The following is a 19933-nucleotide window of genomic DNA, read 5'->3' on the forward strand; positions in this document are numbered from 1 at the left end:
CTACTAAATTTGTTACCTGTATAAAGTAAAATGTCCACGAAACTCTCTATTGTCCCTTTCATCATTTAATTTGAGAACATACCAGTAATCCCCAGAAGGAAGTTCAGCTCCTTTATATCTCCCATCCCATCTTTGTCCGTAATGATAATTGTTGATCAACCGCCCATATCGATCAAATACTGAGAATTCAAGCTTGTCATAGATATTCGTGCAGCCAGGCCCCCAAGTATCATAAACACCATCGCCATTGGGCGTGAAATAGTTTGAAATACAGATATCAATATAGATGCCAGCAACCGTCATGGTCTTGGTACAACCGTTCCTGTCCCTTACAACAACCTCATAACCACCACTTTTGTATATCTTATAGGTATTTGAAGATGTAAAAGGTTCTCCGTTGAAGCTGTATTCATAAGAAGGAACCCCGCCTTGTGCATGAACTGCAATTACATTCATTTCATTTTCTTCTAAAGACAATTCAAGCGACAACTCGCTGTAGGCTCTAATATCAAAACTTTCACTGCGTGCTATACATCCGTTTGTATGCCTTGCTGCAACGAAGTGCCTACCGGGAGCTACAGTTGTAAAAACATTATTTGGTTGCCACGGGCCTTGATCACTGTCCAGTGAGTAATCAATTTCAAAGCTATCAGTATTGCTTTTGTCAACTGAAACGGTCACCATACTGTATTGATTGTTACTTACACAGTCGTACTGGATTTCAACGGTCGGGTTGAGAACTACTGATTCGGCCATCTCTATTTCAACTTCACTAGTGCATCCGTTGGCGTCCCTTATGTAAACAGTGTGCTTCCCCTCGGCCTGATTCTGATAATCTTTGATAAAGCCGTTTACTGGATTATATGGCCCATTCTGATCATCGAGGCTTTCAGAATATGGCGCTGTTCCTCCTCTTATTTCTATAAAAAATGCGCCATTCTTATCGCCTTTGCAAATTTCCGGAATACGGGAATCTGGAATTTCGGAAGCTCTTAAAAAAGATGGTTCCGATATTTCAATGTCCTTGTAAATATTAGTGCAGCCAAGTACATCCTGTACTAACACGGTATATGATCCTTTAGCCAGCCCCAGAAATTTTCCGCTTTCTACAAACATTCCTAAATTAGGCGAAATCGCATACTTGATGGTTCCAGTACCTCCTTGTGCCCTTATATCAATAGATCCGTTATTCTCCCCAAAACAACTGACATGAGAAACTGCGTAGTCGGAAGTCAAAGCGTTATCAGATTCCGTTACCTTCACGGCCTCTGAGTAAATTTGGCAGTTACCGCTTCTAACCTGGACTGTGTAAGGGCTTGAATCTGCAGCCAGCGCATCAAAGATGCCACTGCTCTGTGCAGGCCTGATCTCGACACCGTTCTTGTCCAATAAGGAATACCTGTAATCTCCCATTCCTCCTCGCGACTGCGCTGTAATCATTGCAGTGGCTTCACCCCTACAGTTGACTTTTGCATATTTCGAATCCAGTTCAACCGACAGTGGCAGAAGGGCCTCAACTTGCACAGCTCCAGACAATTCGCTTACACAGCCCGAATAGTCTTTTACCCAGTATTGGTGCAATCCTGGTTTTACACTGAAAGTAACTTCTGAAGCAAAGCTTGCTCCATAATTGATGCCATCCTCACTATAGGTATAAGGAGGCCTTCCCCCGTTGGCTTTTAAAGTCAATGTCGCATCAGATTGACAGGTAGCTTTTCTACTCTGGGCCAAACTTGACTCGATTTTTTCCGGATCTGATATCGTAATAACATCTGATGTGGATTCACAGTTGCCGCCATCAGTCACCTTCACGGTGTAATTTCCAGAAGCGAGCCCCTTAAATTCATTGGACTGCTGGGGATCTGTCGATATCACCTCTCCTGTCGAAGCAATGTAATTTAATATATACTGGTAATTTGAACCTCTCCCCCCGGATACATCGGACACGCTAATAATTGCGTTGTTATCACCATAACAAGTCAATACCGTTGAAGAAGCATATGCTGCAAATCTTATAGGATCAGGCGCTCGCAAATCAACTTGACTTGATGCGATGCAGCCTTTACCATCCTTTACATTTACGGTATAATGTCCGGGAATCAAATGCTGAAAATGATATTCTTCTGAATAGGCACTGCTTACCGGGCCGATCAATTCATATTGATAGGCCGCTCCCGTCGAGCCACCTCTTGCCGCAGCCATAATAGCTCCGTCATTTTTCCCGGCCCCGCATGTGATTGCGGTAGACTGCAGCTCCAGATCTAATCTCGAAGATGGTTGTGTAATCTGGAAACCGGTCTTAACTTCACATTTAGGATTGGAAACTAATTTTGCTACTACGGTATACTCCCCGGCAATCAGTCCTTTGATACCTATAGGTCCCGCATCATTTGATCTTCCGGACACAGCAGGCATCGGCCCTGTGATGGTATAATCAAAAACTCCTGCATCACTGTCTGGAAATGGCTGCCTGTCAACCATGGTCAATTCCACGCTGCCATCATCAGTTCCATAACAAATTTCTGCATTGACCGCACGGACCTGGATCTCAAATGTGTTTGGGTCGGACACATGGTAATATTCGGCAATCGAACAATCTGTGTATCTATTCTCAACGGTGATCAGATAATCACCAATGCCAAGTCCCTCGAACTCACCTGTTGCATTTGTTTGGGGCTCTATCATCGTATTTTCCACTCCTTCCAAATGATATACCAAATCCACCGCCCCGCCAGTATAGTCTACATCCACCGAGATGGCTTCAAAATCCTCACATGTAATAGGGGAAACCTTTTTGATGTTTATTTTTTTCATGACGGCAAAGGGTCTGATCACCATTTCATTGGATTTGCCAATACAATTATTCCTATCATATACATTTATTAGGTAGCTTCCTCCCTTATGATCATATTCCCTGTAAACATTAGAAGGTCCATTCTGCACTTCGATTCCATCCCTAAAAAACTGATATAACAAATAATAGCCCCCCCCTTTGACATCATCGGCGGAAACCACAGCATAATTAAATCCATTGCTATCTGTCTGGCAACTATACTGCATTGAATTTGCCGTTACTTCAATCTGCTGGGGTTCTGCAATATTTACGATCATCTGATCGGTGCATCCTCGGCTTGATTTGACTGCGACATTATAACTGCCAGCCGGCAGATTCGTGAACTCAGAAGATGCTTGATCGGATATAGGAGTGATTGCGGCCCCAGAGATGCTGTAAGTGTAGGGAGGGTTGTTGTTTTCAGGTGAAATAGACACCGTAATACTTCCATTTTCAGCACCGTTGCAAGTTGCATTAACAGCAGCTGTCTGGAATCTGACCGGTGTTGCCGCCGAGAGGCTTACATCTGTATCGGTGGTACAATGGCTTTGGTCATCTGTAATCGTAATTCTGTAGTTGTCCGCGGCCAGCCCCGTAATTTTATTTCCGGCAATCAAAATGCCGGGATGCGAAGGATTAACGGAGTAGCTGTACGATCCTGATCCTCCCGAAGATATTAATGAAACTTCTCCATTGTTGCCTTCACATCCAGGATGTGCAACTACAGAGGCATTTAACTTAATAGGATGTTCAATTTTGATGGATTTGATGTCTTCACAACCATTATCGTCTTTTACAGCAATGGTATAATCCCCCGCTGACAGACCTGTTATGTCGTAAGGAAGAGCACCAATAGGGGTAAAACCAGCATTATTGATCCTAATAGAGTATGGAGTTTTCCCTGATTGGATCTCTGCTATGTGGATTGCAAATTCATTTTGTCCTGCGCAGCGATCCACCACAGAAAGAGCTACCACTGGATCCTGATCTCTGGCAATATTTTTATTTAGCTGAAATGTACATCCATTTGCATCCTTTACCGTAATATTCCAGTCTGATTCTGATCCTGCAAGTTCCAATACATTGCTATGACCAAATGCCGTAGGCACTGCGGGACTTGCAGCTGCAGCGTAGAGATAGGGACCTGTGCCTCCCATGGCCTTTACCGTCACCAAAGCACCGCTTTGGCAGTTGGCATTACTTGCACTTGTTATTTCAGCGCTCAGAGCAGAGATGGGCTGCTCAATTTGGAATATTTCTGAAGCTGAACACAATGAGCCTTCCATTTCCTTGACATAAAGGGAATAGTTGCCCGGTTTTAGCCCTTTGAGCGTCACCGTAAAAGGATCTCCGGACAGGTCATCTGCCAAACCTCCCAATGAGGGAACAACCTCCTTATTTGTCAGATTGTCCCTGACTTCATAACGAAGACTTGAGCCATCGTACTGGGATACCGTAAATGTAACTTCACCATTATCCGCACCATTGCAGGTTATGTGGGTAGCGCTAATAGGGTCGATAGCAATATTTGAGATACGGGGTGTTTTCATCTCCATATAGGATTTGCATCCGTTTGAATCTATTACCTCAAAGATGTAAGTCATGTTTTGATCCAACTTTTCAAAAGTATAGGAAGCGGCCGCAACTGCGCCCGAAGTGGTGCCTATGCCGTATATATTATAAGTGAACTCAGGCCCAGTGCCTCCGGTAACTTCAAGTGTAACTGAAATGCCTTCGGTGCACGTAGCTCCAGCGATTGTTCCTGAAATCTCCAAATATGGAGGTGGCTCAATTCTCATTTTGTTGCTTTTGAACTCACAGCCGTTGACATCAACGGCATTCACATAATAATCTCCAAAGGGAAGATCCTCAAATTTATGTACGGCCGCAGCATCAGCAGCTGTTTTTGCAGTATAGGAATCTATAACTTTCATGGAATTATCGTACAGATAATAATTATAGGGAGCATCACCCCCGCCAGATATATTTACATCGAAACTTCCATTTTTCATAGGGTCGCAGGTCATTCCATTAGTTTTGATATTCATGTTCAAAGCAGGTGGATCAGCAACAACGGCCTTACCATATGCTGAACATCCTTTAGAGTCCTTTACTTGATAATTATACGTGCCAGGCGGCAAGCCCCCAAATTTGCTGGTGTTTGTAAATGTCTGGCCATTATCAATACTGAAAAGGAATGGGCCGGAACCCGTCTGGGTATCAAATGAAATTGTTCCATCAGAACCGCTTTTGCATCTAGGGCTTGTTGTTGTATAAGATACCGTCACAATCTCAGGATCTGAGACGATTATCTCTTGCGTTTCTTGACGACAGCCTTTCGAGTCAGTCAATTCAAATATGTATTTTCCTGAAGCTATAGCTGAATACTCAAAAGATGCGCCTTCAAATGAAATCGGCTCACCCTCAAAGGTCCCCGAATTGCTTTTAACCCTATAAGCGAACACACCTGAACCGCCTGTTGCCGATACGGCTATAGTTGCGGCATTCTGCGGAAAGGCCTCACATGTAAGATTTTTAGCAAGAACTGCATTGGCAGCAAGCTGATCATAAACTATAATCCCATCGGCAGATTGACAACCGTTGGCGTCCATTACAATAAACTCATAAGGCCCCGAAAGCGTCGCCGCAAATGTAAATGAGCGCTCCGGAAAAGAAGGCCTGAAAGCATCAAATTCTTTCCCGCCGTCACGGCTTACCTTATAGGTGAAAGGCGGCGTTCCTCCTGAAATATTAACAGTGATTGCCGCGCCGCTTTCATCATCGAAGCACAATACTTTTGTCCTGTCGATTACCGCCTTAGGTGGTTCGCTCGCTGTAATGTCTAAATTAACTTCCTGGCTGTTGTTGTAGCACGAATTTTTATCGATGCCCAAAACTGCATATCTTCCTGGTAAAATTTTCTTTAAGATCCCTCCGCCATTACCATCGCTAAGAAATGCTGTATCGTTGCCGGCGGCATCTCTCAAGATAAAAGAATAAGGCGGGGTTCCCCCCACTGCAGAAGCTTTAACAACCGCACCTTCTGAACACGAAGCTGGAGTCGCAGAAGCATCCACTAAAAATGTTTCCGAAGAAGCCACAACAGAAGGAATGTCAAAATCGCAATCGGGAGACGAGTCATTATATCTGACTTTGACACTGTAAGCTCTCGCCTGAAGTCCGTTGATCGTAACAGGAGATACCGCCGAAGATATCCACGGCTGTCCATCAACAGAATATTGGAACGTATCAGAAAAATTTTCTGCATAAATGCTTAATGCCCCACTGCTGTCTCCTTTACACTTTACCGGAGCACTATTCTCGACCCTGGCGTTAAATATTTTGTTTTCATTGATTTTGACTTTGAACAAAGACTGTGCACCACATGATTTAGGCACTTGGAAAACCTTGATATCGTCTATGGCAACGTCATTTCCACTAGATTGTCTGACATTGGAACGAATAATCAAACGTAAAGAAGTATTATTTCCCGGATTCAGTGTCATGGGAACTTCAGGAAAGTGTTTCCAATCAGAATCGGTGGCCGATCTTGCTATAGGGCCGGTAGCAAACCATGAAATCTCATCTCCCTTTGCATCAACCAATGCAATCCTTAAATTTGGATCTTCATTACCTGCATACGGCATCATTAGATTCATCGCATAAAAATCAAAATTTATAGGCTGGTTTGGGATCACATCATCAATCCGCTTTTCATATAGAATTGTTGTTTCCGGTATTTTATCACCAATATTTACAGCCAGGAATCTTCCTTTAGGATCCTGGCCATTGCTTGTATGATCCTTTGGATACCTCCAGTTCCAGTCGGCAGTTGCTGTTTTATCTATAGAACTGGTCACAGAATAATCGCCATCATTTATCGCATAACTGCCATTACAGTAAGTATCTGGCTGATCAGCCAGCTGCTTCTCAAAACAGTAGTAAAAACTGTTGATTCCCGGTGATGTAGTATTTTCTCCGCTGCCAAAACTTTCATCCAATAAATTGCTGTAGGTGCTCACCGTCTGTACATTGTAGTCAACAGTCAGATAATGGTCACCTGGAGGAAGATTTAAAAATGAGCCGGGATCAGCCTTATTTGGGTTGGGCTGTCCGTCAATGTAGAATTGATAGGAGTACTTTGGATCACCGTTGCCGCCGTTGATTATTATTTTGTAGTCTGCAGTGCCGTCGCAGTTGTACACCGGACCATTAGTGGTAATAGCCGGCGGTGCAGGCTTTGGGTCCAATTGCAGGCCAGCCATTTCATAAACGCAATCGGCCGCATCTTTTATAAAAACAGAATACGGACCGCCAGGCTTAATTAATCCTTCATTCTGCGTGACCCAGGTCACCTGGTTATCAAAACTGTATCTATAAAAATTGGGTGCCGCAAACGGAGTGCCTCCTTGGGGATTGGTTATTCTTGCAATTCCCTGCGAAGGATCTGAAGCCGGTCCACAGCCTGACAAAGAACCGATACCGGCCGATGCTGTCAAAGGCGTAGAAGCACCGATATTTACGATCTGCGGCTTATCTGAACAACTGCTTCCATTGTTTACCCCATTTTTGCTATATCTTACAACTATGCTGTATTCGCCTTTGACTAAATTGTTGAAAATTACGCCAGAGGCTGTTCCGTTAATAAAATTTGCACCGTTATCTTTGCTGTATTGAACTATAAACCCATTTGCATTTGCCAGATTGACTTCTATACTGCTGTTCTCACCGCATTTTCCGTTTATTGCCTTAATAGTATATTCGGGCTTCACTACAGCCGGAATAGAAATTGTCTTGTCTGTTGTACACCCATTGACGTCTTCAACCCGTATTATGTAAGTTCCCCCCTTCATAACTGTCACATTGCCGTTTGGAGAGTACTGAAAGCCACTATCATCAATATTGACCGAATATCTGTATGGGGCGGTTCCACCGGATGCAGCACCCGTAATTGTTCCATTATTACATGCAGTGAGTACTTGGGATACCTTTGAATTATTAATGATTTTAGAAAAAGATTTTATTACGGTGGTTTGCTGATCCACGGCACATGTTCCATCGACAGCCGACACCACACGGTAGGATCCAGGATCCAACCCGATGAATTCATATTCGGACAGCAATACCGGCCCAATAGTACTTATAGGGGCGGGATTCCCCTCTTTATAGAGCTCATATTTGAGCTGTTTGTTGGCGGCATTCGTTACCACTTTAATGCTTCCCTTTTCTCCAGAACAGAAAGGTTGCGATGCAGTCAGTGAAGATGAAAATTCATTGGACCGAACCTCAATATTTTTAACGCTGAAGATACACCCCCCATCTATAGCTTTTAATCTGACAAAGATATTGTATGAACCTGGATTTGAAACCGAAAACACATTGCTGTCCTGCCAGCTGTCCGGACCAGGGTTTGTTGTGCAGCTGTACTCATAACTTTCGTTGAAGCCTCTTGCCATTATCTGGCCTGGAAGTTCGCACCCATTAGTGTCGGTGGTAATATCGCTCTTGGTTATTTGATTTGGATCCAGCTCGTTCTTGTATACATTGAAATAAAAAATTGTCTCTGTATTATTCGCATTCCTGATTTTGACCCTAAATTCTCCACTGCTGTTGGCCAGATAATCCGGCCCCTCCCCAGCATCCGCCCAGGTACAGTTTAAGTCCTTGTTTGCACAATCACCCCTTGAAGATTGGCAGCCACCTGTTCTTCTCTGCCATTTTACAAACATGGCATCTGTTATGCCTGTTTGTATCAATCTGCTGTCATTTACGCCGCAAAGAAACAATTTGGGAAGCATACTACCATCGTCGGGGCATTGCGAAACAACTCCCGCGTAAGGGCTTTGTGCATATTTTATTATGGGATTCTTAATTGACTCTTCAATAAAATCAGAACCCTGCCCGACATGGGCCCGTATTTGTTTTTGATGGGAATGGTAGGGGTCGGAAAGAAAAATATCATAGTCTTTCCTTGCCTTGAAATCAAGAGCAGCTAAATTCTGCCCACATAATGCAAAATCGATCGATAAAAATAATAATAAGAGCGTCGCTCTGAGAAAAGTAGTTTTTTTCATAAATCATCATTTATTATAAGAACATTCTCTCCGCAAAAAAGAGAGTGCTGTTGTAAGCCTGACTTTATTGTTACGGGCAGCTTAAACTTCTTTGGTTTTGGTTATAAAATATCTTTGGATCTTCTTTTATTCTTTCTACTTCTGCATGTTAGTATGGGAAATCAAGAGAAATCCCTTTGTGAAATTTGTCGTTTTCTTTATATGTATTATCACTACTGACGTGTAAAGATCAAAAAACGCAGATGCATCCGGTAATGCTAAGTAGTTAACGGTAACAAAAGATGGAAAAACAGCATCGCTTTTCAGATTATCGTATTTTTCTGCCCCCTAATCCAATGCTGCCATAAACCAAGCAGAGCAATAATCTTATCGCTAAAATTGACTAAACGGGTCAGTTTAAAGGATCTGATTGGAATTCCTAAATAGTTTTTGCTGATACTTTGGTGAATCCATCAATGAAAAGGTTAGTTTTGGAGTAAAAGATCATTTCATGACCTTCAGTGCGCTTAATCAATGCACAGGCCCATTGGACGGATTTTGACCATTGATAAAATTAACTCTGCCTTATTACCGGAGCGCCACTTTGCATTTATGCAAAAATAAATCGCACCTGGCTTCAAGATTCGCTCACTTCCCTGAACAAAAGGTCTTGGTAGTCTATTTTATTTTTTAAAACTAAATTAGCGCCCTTTACCGCTGCTCTGATTGGATCTTCACCGATGTGCACTTTCAAACCTGTTTTATCAGTAATCCTTTGGTCAAGTCCTTGAAGGAAAGCACCACCCCCAGCCAGATATAATCCCGACCAGTAAATATCAGCAGCTATCTCAGGAGGGGCCATAGAAAGGGTGCTTAATATTGCCTCTTCTATGCTGTTTATCGACTCATCCAAAGCTTTCATAATCTCCTTATGGCCGACTTTTGCTGCATGAATTTTGCCTGTTATCAAATTTATTCCCTTAATGGTTAGCTCTGCTGTCGCATTATTCATTTCATCAGTTGAACCGGCTTCAATTTTTACCTTTTCTGCAGAACTTAAACCAATCTGGAGTTGATGGTTCACCTTCATATAATGCACAATATCTTCTGTGAAAACATCACCGCCAATTTTTATAGACCGACTGCAGATAATTCCCCCAAGGGCCATTACAGCTATTTCGGTCGCTCCACTCCCAATATTGACAAGTATAGTTCCAAGTGGTCTTCGAATGTCTAAACCAATTCCTATTGCCGCTGCAAGAGGTTCATAGATGAATAAAATCTCTTTCACTCTTACTTTTTCACAGGACTCCCTGATGGCCCTGATTTCTATGTCACTTATTGCCAATGGAATGCAGACCATCATACGAAGCGAAAACGGAAAGCAATTTAATTTCAGACCTGGTATAGCGGCGAGAAACCCGCTGATCATTTTTTCAGAAGCATCAAAATCCGAAATGACACCTTCTTTTATCGGACGTATTGTCCTGATATTTTTGTGTGTTTTGCCCTGCATCAGACTGGCTTCCCTACCGACAGCAATAATCGTATTGGTGTTGATATCCCTGGCCACAATGCTGGGGCTGTCAATAACAATTTTATTATCATAGATTATTAAGGTATTAGCCGTCCCTAAATCGACGGCTATTTCCCTTGTTATAAATTCCAACAGCCTCATAAGCATTAATTATTAAGGGGATAAGAAACAGAGTAAACAAGCAGATTTTAAATCGCTATTCAAAAGGATTAACCACTGATCAAAAACAGGTTGCAATCAAAAAACATCTCCCGGGTTATGCCATATGAGTCGCACAATTTATTTGAGCACCGCCAGGTTCCTACTCCTGAGAATAGAAAATACCGCTCGGGTGTCAATTGCTTTCCGATTCCATTTACTCAAATGAATTTAGCTTGAAAATTTATTTCCACCCGATGGATAAAAACACATGTTGCATGGAAATAATAACATATCGGAATCTGGGAGAAGACCATCGGCTGCCCAATCCTTTTAAGATATTCACTACCCAAAAAAAACAAGCTTCCAATTTTTTTTTTGATGCGCCCCTATGGATTAAACTGGGAAGCGCTTTCTAAGTATATTTTTTCATTTAATTTCGCGAAAATTTTTTCTGCTTCCATACTTGATGTAAGGCCTGGACTTCCTTTAAATTCGAAGAGGGGATCAATTTCCAATACTTTCTTGAAATACTTTTTAGCATCTTTCTTTCTTCCCAGTTTTTCAATGACAATCCCCAAATAAAAATTCAAATCGGCATTAAAAATCTCCTTTTGAGATCTATCGATCAAAATTTTTTCAAAAGCCTTATAGTCCCTTGTTTCCAAATAAAGCTTAAATTCAGCTAAATCAAAGATGTGGTCCTCGGGATCCCCATTTTTAAATTCCAATATGGACTGCTTAGCGTTTTCAGCATTGCCTAATAAAAGGTTAAGGATGATGATGTTTTTTAGCAAATTTTCTTTTTTAGGATCTTCCATTTCAGCAAAAAGCCTTCGATGAGTCCCATTTTTTAATGCCTTGTCCCTATCGGATCTAGAACCAAATTGTTCATCCTTTCCCGTGTCGTTCCTAACTGCATAGTAGGAAAAAACCTTGCCCGAGTAATTCTTCTTTTTCAACTCCGTAAAATAGCGCAAAGCACTGGAATAATTTTTACACATTAAATTACAGAATGCAGAATAGTATAAATAACACATCTTATTTTTGTCCAGTTCATAGAGGTCTAAAAAACTTTTACCGCTTGCATCGTATTTTTTCTCCTTAAAATAAACTGCAGCCTGATTGGCCAGCTTTCGTTCAATGCCAAATAACTCATCCTTAGCTGTTTCTGAGTATTTGAAAAGCTTGGTGGAATTTTCTATCAAAATCAGATCGTTGAATGCTTGTACGGCCAGACTAAGATTTTTCTTATCCCCCGTGTTTTCTGCAATTTGTAGATTACAAACTCCCTTAATATAAAAATAATCAGACTTTTGCTCGTCACTTGCATTCAAAATTTTGTAGTCAAGACTGGCAATTAAATTAAGTGCCCTTTGCGGATATTTTTCTTTGAGCTCGCGCAAAGCTGATTTTATTTCCTGTTTCTGTGCGTTTGCCCCTGTAAATACCAAGAGTACAACAAACTGAATTAAATTATTGAATCCCATATTTTTTGTTATTATATTATGGTAAAAAAAGAAACTTCTTTTTTTATTATTTGTCTTTAATATAAATAAGTAATATCTAGCACCTGTCAGAGCATCTTGTATTATGCATATTTAAGAATAGAAATTAAAACTCCCGAAAATTGATCTCCGAATTTATAGTGCTTTTATGATAAACTCACTTCTCCTGTTTATTTTATGCTCCTCTTCAGTGCACTTTACCTGATCTCCGCAATTGTTTAATAATTGGGATTCGCCAAATCCTTTTGCCTCCAATCGATCACCAGATATGCCTCTTTTTATAAGCCATTCAAGAGTAGATTTAGCTCGTCGATCTGACAAGGCCTGATTGTATGATGCAGTATTTCTACTATCTGTATGCGAACGGATTTCCAATTTCAAATTGGGATGCTGTACCAAAACATCAAGAATTTTTTCCAGCTCAAAAACTTCATCCTTATTTATTTCCGATTTGTTCAATTCGAAATAAATCATTTGAATGCCGAAACATTTTCCTAAATCATCACCGACAGTCATCCTGCATTTAGATCTATCAAGCTCTATTATGAACTCCTGTTTCTTATTCTGCTTGCTGGCTTTAACTTTTATCTCCTTTGTAAAATAATCCTGAATTGAAGCCCTAACAACGTATGGCTGGCCTGCCTCTACAAAAAAGCTGTATCTTCCAATAGAATCAGCTGTCACGGTTTTCTTTAAAATCATATCCCGATCAAACAATTCCAACTTTGCACCCGGGAGCAACAATCCAGTTTCAGAATCGATCACAAGACCGTTCAACTCTTCTTCTTCAGGCACTATTTTTTTTGTTTCCAAAAAACCATATATATCATCGGTACCCGACTCATTTTTGTTGGATGAAAAAAAGCCTCTTCTGGATTTGGAATCTATGACATATGCAAAATCATCTCCGGTGGAATTGATGTCAGAACCTACATTCTGAATAAAACTTACCGCATCATCATTCTCGAGCTTTCCAACAAAAATATCCAATCCCCCTAGTCCAGGCTGGCCGTCTGATGCAAAGTAAATTTCATTTTCCTTGTTTATGAAGGGAAAGCTTTCCCTGCCCTCAGTGTTGATACTTGGCCCCAGATTTTTGACTTCCCCAAAGGTGCCATTTCCCTCTATGCTCACTTTGAATATATCAGATTGGCCTAACGTTCCAGGCCTATCCGATACAAAAAACAAGGTTTTTTCATCAGCGCTTAAGGCTGGATGTGCACTACTGTAGTCATCACCGTTAAAGGGAAGTTCCTTTACATCAGTAATGACATCCTTATCCACCCTTCCACTGTAAATCTTTAGCAGGCTTATGCCTTTGGGATTTTTTTTTAATTTCCCCTCACTAAAATTATTTCCTGTAAAGTATGCCGTCTTGCCGTCTTGGGTCATAATCAATGAAGATTCATTGAATTTGCTATGTGAGCTGATGTTGACCTTTGAAGGCTTACTATTGCTGATTTGTTCACTTGTACTGTCAATATCGGCAACATACAAGTGGGTGAAATACTGTCCGGTCCACTGATGTTTGCTTTTAACGAAGTTTCCAGTATCCCTTGCCGATGTAAAATAAATTTTGCCGTCCCTTACAAATGCACCATAATCAGAGTACGGAGAGTTAAAGTTGCAGTCGCTGATGACATACCTTCCAGAATTTGAATATATTTTTTTCAGATAACTCTTGTCCTGCTTTGCTAAAATTGCCCTTTTGTCTTTTTGATCCTTTGCTCGAAGTCTCTGCATCAATTCGTCAGCCTTTTTAGTTTGGCCGATAGACTTCAAAGATTGTGCATAGCGGAAATCATACTCAGAATTCTGAAGGTCATTGATGGCGAATAACTCGTCGTACCATTTAGCCGCCTCTTTATATTGGGAATTGTAGTAATAGGCATCTCCCAGCTTCCTGAAGAGGTTTTCAGATTTAAATCCTTTGGCTGCTATTCTTTCGTATGTTTTGATGGCGTCAATAAATGCATATTTTTCAAAATCCTTGTCAGCCTTGCTTAAATTCTTCTGGCTATAGGTATTGACTGAAAATACATGGAATATGATCAATGTCACAATTGCAATAATTTTTTTCATAATACTATATTTTTAAAAGAAACGTCCGGTGGTAATTCCGTCATATTTTTTGAAAAGCTCAAATCGCAGAAAGATTTCATGGGAGCCTGAGTTGTATTTTTTCAGTTTGGTTGTTTCGGCATCATACCCGTAACCGATATATAAACCGTCGGAAACTTGAAATCCAGCCAACGCGCTTACTGCTGCATCCCATCTATAAGCCACACCAAGAGACAATTTCTCAAACACCAAAAAGTTTGCTGAAGCATCGATTTGAAGCGGAGCACCTTTGACAATTTTGCTTAAAATGGCAGGTTTGAATTTTATATCTTGAGAAATATCAAAAACGTAGCCGCCGATCAAGTAATAACTTATAAGGTCCTTATAAATTGCGACATTATTATCGTTATAATGCTTGGTTTGAATAAAACCAGGCACCGATATCCCCATATATGCCTTGCCAGAATGCCAGTATATTCCGGCACCAATGTTTGGAGAAAAATCATTTTTAAAATTTTGAAACTGTGGATCCCCTGCCCTCTCTGGGCTTAATTTATTTATGTCAAGATTGAAAACATCCACCGTAGCTTTTAAGCCAAATGAAAGTTTCCACGAATCAGACGTTGGAATAGTATAGGAAAAATCTGAAGACAGACGGCTTTCAGAGGTAGGCCCTATTTTATCATTAACCAACGACAGGCCGAGTCCAACCTTGCTGCCATTTATTGGAGTATTAACCGAAACAGCATTCGTTGTTGGCGCACCGTCCAAGCCAATCCATTGGGATCTGTGCAGGCCAAAAACGCTCAAGACTCCTCTGGAACCGGCATATGCCGGGTTGATATTGATAGTGTTGTACATATATTGTGTAAATTGTGAATCTTGCTGGGCGTGACAAAAAAAGACGCTTAGTAGCGAAATACCCATTAAAAAATTTGTTTTCATATATTAGTCAATAATTCGCAACAAAATTGCTGCCTTTATTAGAATGGCCTGCTTGGGTAAATTAAACTGACAATTACCAGCTTAGGTAGAGGTAGCCCGTTTTGTCCTTGTTTTCACCTTTAAGGTGCAAGATGTAAAAATAAGTCCCAGCAGGTAAAAGTTCATTTTGAGAAATCGTTGTCCTCCCTTCTGAATATCCTTTGAAAAAATTGCCATTAGAGCCGTAATTGCTTGTAGCATATACTTTGACACCCCATCTGTTATATATCTCAATTGTATTTTCACTGCCGCAGTCTGAAGACAATCCACTGATTTGGAGATAATCATTTATACCGTCACCATTAGGAGAGACTGCATTATAAACTGCAATTTTCTGATCACAGGATTCTTTATCAATACTTTTCAAGCGCGCCAATGTGAAGATTCCATAATCCGAGGAATGTATAACTGTGCTGATTTCATTCAAAGACGCGTCAACGGCTCCTCCCTGATCAACCCATATTTTTTTGGAAGCATCCCAACGCACAATATGCATTTCATCTAAAGGGGCGGAATAAATAGATTCCGGGGTAGTGTCTTGATCCCATGTCAAAGTTATAATCGCCTCGCTGCCATCCTTCGTTTTATCTACAGCCCAATATTCTTGATCATCAATGAGAGAAATTTCTTTCTGTTTTGCACTATGGGGATAAAGCAGGTCGGAATTTTGAAAAAAATATCTACCGGCAAAAGCATTTTCATTCGTATTCTGTAATGTGATTCCCGCGTATCTATAGTGCCCAGAGTCGCCAATCGGGAAATGAAAGTCATCGGTTCCGCTTTTATGGACATATCCACTAACATATGATTTGTCACTGGCATTGACTGCCGTTGCATCTTCCAAAAAAAAGAGCTTCCCATCATATGATAAATTATCTATAATTCCAGACTTGAAGTTTGAACTTCCAAATATTCTAACTTCGTTAGACAGGTGAAAGGAAGGCTGGACTGAATTGTTATCAAATTCAGCATCATACCAATCCATAGCACTGTTACCAGAAATATCCTGAAAACCCGAACTTCCCACCATATGTGTGACCCCAGATTTTGCCCCGGCTGTAAATGAGACGATACCGTCATTGTAATAATGATCATAGAGGTAAAAATCCCCGTCATTTATAAACCTAGCTGTACTTTTATTCTCCATGGCCGATTCAGTAGACATTATGGTCCTCGCCCCTACATATAAATCTCCTAGATTAACCGTTTGTGCATAATTCTGCTGCATCAAAAGCAAGGGTAGATATAAGAATATATGGCTTGAAATATTTTTCATTAAATTTATTTTTTATTTGTTTAAAAGTGATATCCCAGAGAAAAGCCGCATCACATAATACTTCCTGTTGAACATATATAATTATCTTATCAATCACAATTTTGCCGGAATGCCAGGGTTTGTTATGATTTTGCATTTGATCACGTCAATTGCAATTTCTCCAGGCGCAGACCTAAAAGCTTCATCCCCATAGGGCTGAAAGGTCCCAACAGGATAAACTTTACCTTTTATGGTATATTTTATTGTAGCCCTTCCGCTAAAATTAGCGGCTGGAGAAAAAACAACGGCACCGGTAGCTGGATTATATAAAAATGTTCCCTGATTATTGGTTACCTCATATGGATTCGCAACAGCGCTTCCATCGGCATTCACGAACCTAAACTGAGCCATGTCGATATTTCCTGATGCCCCCTGCGGAATTCCGGTCGTTGGACCGGCATATGCAAGGTCATTTGCTAAGGGATTCAGGGTAAAAGTCGAATTTTTACACATCTCCCCCGTATCGTCATGAGTTTCGGCGGCGAAGGGCAGCACAATATCCAAATTCCAGATTTTGTGTATATCGTTTAGATTTCCTGTACTGGCGGCGAAACCTATTCTGAAATTTTCAGGAATCCGAGAATCAATTGTGTGTCTCGTATTCGCTCCTCTAGTATTCAATGCATTAAAATCCGTAACAGCTGGATTAGCGTTTTCAGTGTAAGTAGTAGATTCGGAATACCAATAATTTTCAATTATAGTGCTGGTTATATTTTGATGCTGAATCTTTACCGTAATATTATAACCTCCTGCAGGATTAGGAATCAAATCTATGAATGCCTTTCGATAAGCACTGTTGTTTGTGTCGACAGTATAGGCCCCAGATCTCAGATCAAACGGATCTCCCGAATAATTGCCTGTTATATTGTAAAGACCTTCGGAATTAAGCGTTGCTCCTGCCATAATTCCAACCGACTGAGAAAGCTCAAGGGTACCTAAAGTTGCCAGAACAGGATAACCGGTATAACCCAAGCCCCTTCCGTTTGCATCCAAAAACATACCTTTGGCGCCCCTAAGGGTAACATGGCTTTTGCCTTGATCTTTCCACAAAAGACGAGGCATGTCAATGCCATTGACTCTTTCATCAGCATTGAAAATTGCATTTTTAAAGTTGCCAAAAACATCCAGCGCTATCGCGAGATAAGCACCCGAAAGACCTTCTTTCCTATTACCAGCAAATAGGTTATTGGTCCTTCTAAAACTATATCCCAATGCTCCACCAAATGAACCGCTTATCACCGGATTGACTGCAGCGTCAAACAAAAAGACCGATAGTCCGTCCGCTCCAGTTCCATCATAAATTGCATAGTTGAACGAAATTTTAATTCCAACAGCACTATTGAAAATCTTGTTATTAATAAATACGGCTCCAAACTTAAAATTCTCCGCCGGAGTCAATTGCAGGCCTGTTGAGGTAAATATGGCTGAATTTGCAACAGGTCCACTAGGAAGGGCCACTTCGGATGGTTTTATTCCTGAGGTAAAACTCTGATGATAAGGAAATCCACCATATAACTGGGCACTTAGCCGTTGATTAATCACAAGAAAGATGAAAAGCAGCAAAACTGCACTCTGCATTTTTCTCGAAAAAATATAATTCTTCTTGGTAATAATGTCCCTCATAACAATTAATGTTAGTAATTAATCCTTTACTTTAAATACGATATTCATAAACGAATTATCTGATATCACTGCTCCTGGCTTTATGCTGTAAGTGATTACACCTAAAGAGGAAACAGCAACATTCTCGAATATATCGGTATCAAAATAGGTAACGAAATAATCCAAATCAGCCGGAGCCAGAACGGGCAAAGTAGATGACGGATTGCTTCTAGCCTGACCACCGCCCTTCTGAAATCCGAACTGTTCCTTATATAGGGTATATACATCCAGGGACTGAGGTCCAACTAAAATCAAACCTGCCGGGCTATGAGTTGGAACTATCACTGAAGGTGCATAGAAAAACTTGGGCATAGCTGACTTAACTTGCTTTAGTAACCCAGACACCGGATCACTGACTACAATTCTGTCTGAGGTCGAAGAATATTTACTTCCATCATAAATGTAACTACTATTGCCCGTCTGCAGACCCGCCAAGGATAAAGGATTATTTTCTGAAGTGGTTATGATCGTCGGCTTTATTAAAATCCCGCCCAATTCAATTTTTTCATCCTTACTTGATAAACCATTGACAGCTGTTACATTTTTTTCCAACAAGGGGGCCAGATCCAAGTTATTGCTCGAAAATCCGTTTACAGTCGTAACCAAATTCGTCCCCTTTAAAATATTAGCGACTGAATTCACAACCTGTGCCGAAGCACTTTTCTCATTTACAATAGAGGTCAAAGTATTGTTGTCATAAGTCAGTGAATTGGCTAAAGAAAAGTCGGTTGCGGCTCCTATTTTTATCCACTTATCTGCATACCAGTAATAAAAACCGGGATTTATATCCCCCATGACGGCCGTATTAAAGACTAATAATCCGTTTATATTGCCATTAACAATTGTTTTGGAGTCGTTAGTACCTGTCAATTGAACGCGTGGAATCAATATGCCTTTGTTCTCTGAAACTATATCTAATTGGGATGAAGAATTGGGGCTTAGGGTCCCTATTCCAACTTGCCCGTAACTTATGTAACCCGTAGCCAAAAATAGCACCAGAATGCAGAATTTTCTCATAATTTATTCTATTTATAATTGCATTAATTTAAATTTCCTATTTGCCTTTTTTAATATAGTCTCTTCTTATGGAGCACTTTGTGAGGGTAAGGCTGTTTTTTAGTAAATGAAGGGCAACCGTAACCATTTATATCCTTCATTCGCTGTCGACGGCCTTACCTTATTGCATATCCCTTCAAGGGACAAAACTGTGAAAGGACTCCAGTTTTGTATTACTTTATTTATAAGTAGTTATACAAGCCCACAAAGCTTACGTAAAAGTATCCTGTATTATTTTTAAATATTTATTACCGATTAACCAAAAGATCCGCTGAAAAGCGGTAATTGAAACGCAGAGAAAAATATCTGGTGACGAAGTAATGTTATTTTTTTATTTAGGATGGATCAATTCACAAATAAACAATCTCATTTTCATAAAACACTAACCAACAAGTGCTTATGCGCCACCTGCAATCTTTATAATCTGTTATTCTGATACATTTCAAACGTATTTTGATACATATATAGAGATATTAATACAACGGAGGAACAAGGATTGGCCGTTTATCGGAGTAATATTTTTAAAAGGTCGGAAACATCTTAAAAAAGGAAAAAAATCTACTTTTACTCCAAATAAGTGCATGAAAAACGATGCTTATTGTTCAGGAATCCTAGATAATATTCAAAAACGGCGCCGTACGAATGAAGATTGCCAAATATTTCCTTAGAATTTGAAAACCGGTATGGTAGGTGATATGGGTAAAGAAACATCAATCAATCAATCAATCAATCAATCAATCAATCAATCAATCAATCAATCAATCAATCAATCAATCAATCAATCAA

Annotated in this window: 8 protein-coding genes; all 8 read right to left on the reverse strand. The window is 40.4% G+C overall.

Annotation, left to right across the window (positions count from 1 at the left end):
- Window positions 1–12: 12 nt before the first annotated feature.
- The gene (locus ACWA1B_RS19005; RefSeq protein ID WP_456909651.1) at window positions 13–8907 is read right to left on the reverse strand and encodes a T9SS type B sorting domain-containing protein; all 8895 of its coding nucleotides are present in this window, start codon (window positions 8905–8907) and stop codon (window positions 13–15) included.
- Between the two features lie 616 nt (window positions 8908–9523).
- A complete protein-coding gene (locus ACWA1B_RS19010; protein ID WP_456909653.1) occupies window positions 9524–10564 on the reverse strand; it encodes a rod shape-determining protein in 1041 nt (346 codons plus the stop codon).
- A 386-nt stretch (window positions 10565–10950) separates the two neighbouring features.
- Window positions 10951–12051: a tetratricopeptide repeat protein gene (locus ACWA1B_RS19015; RefSeq protein ID WP_456909655.1), complete on the reverse strand. Its 1101-nt coding sequence runs from the start codon at window positions 12049–12051 to the stop codon at window positions 10951–10953.
- A 153-nt stretch (window positions 12052–12204) separates the two neighbouring features.
- The gene (locus tag ACWA1B_RS19020; protein ID WP_456909657.1) at window positions 12205–14151 is read right to left on the reverse strand and encodes an OmpA family protein; all 1947 of its coding nucleotides are present in this window, start codon (window positions 14149–14151) and stop codon (window positions 12205–12207) included.
- 12 nt (window positions 14152–14163) lie between these two features.
- Entirely contained in the window at window positions 14164–15075 is a 912-nt protein-coding gene (locus ACWA1B_RS19025) for a PorP/SprF family type IX secretion system membrane protein (protein ID WP_456909659.1), read from the reverse strand.
- A 73-nt stretch (window positions 15076–15148) separates the two neighbouring features.
- On the reverse strand, window positions 15149–16390 hold the full coding sequence (locus tag ACWA1B_RS19030) for a gliding motility-associated C-terminal domain-containing protein (RefSeq protein ID WP_456909661.1): 1242 nt from the start codon (window positions 16388–16390) through the stop codon (window positions 15149–15151).
- 93 nt (window positions 16391–16483) lie between these two features.
- Window positions 16484–18052: a hypothetical protein gene (locus ACWA1B_RS19035; protein ID WP_456909663.1), complete on the reverse strand. Its 1569-nt coding sequence runs from the start codon at window positions 18050–18052 to the stop codon at window positions 16484–16486.
- Window positions 18053–18070: 18 nt separating this feature from the next.
- On the reverse strand, window positions 18071–19108 hold the full coding sequence (locus tag ACWA1B_RS19040) for a hypothetical protein (protein ID WP_456909665.1): 1038 nt from the start codon (window positions 19106–19108) through the stop codon (window positions 18071–18073).
- Window positions 19109–19933 lie beyond the last annotated feature (825 nt).

This window comes from Flavobacterium xizangense, assembly GCF_054075145.1.